At 63.9% G+C, this 233-nt stretch carries 1 protein-coding gene; it reads right to left on the minus strand.

The annotated features are described in order from the left end of the window. Window positions 1-233, minus strand: a 233-nt coding sequence (locus B7G66_RS17595) for a DUF3363 domain-containing protein (protein ID WP_239016145.1), incomplete at both ends; no start/stop codon positions are given.

The raw sequence follows: 233 nt of genomic DNA on the forward strand, positions 1-233 counted from the left end.
CCGGAGGCCAGCACCATGCGCTGACGGTAGGTGCCCGTGACATATTCCCCCGATGCCGACTGGCTGAATATCCGGCCTGTCTCGCTGGCGAGCCGCTCTCCGACCTCGTGAACCTCCCGGTCCTTGAGTTTGCCGATCAGATTGCGTGCAAGACCCCGCCCGGGGAGACCGGGCGGGGTTGGTGGTGGGGAGTTTATACCAATTTGTTTTGGCTGTGACTCAGGGGGGGGGGG

The organism is Novacetimonas hansenii JCM 7643 (assembly GCF_000964405.1).
GTDB lineage: Bacteria > Pseudomonadota > Alphaproteobacteria > Acetobacterales > Acetobacteraceae > Novacetimonas > Novacetimonas hansenii.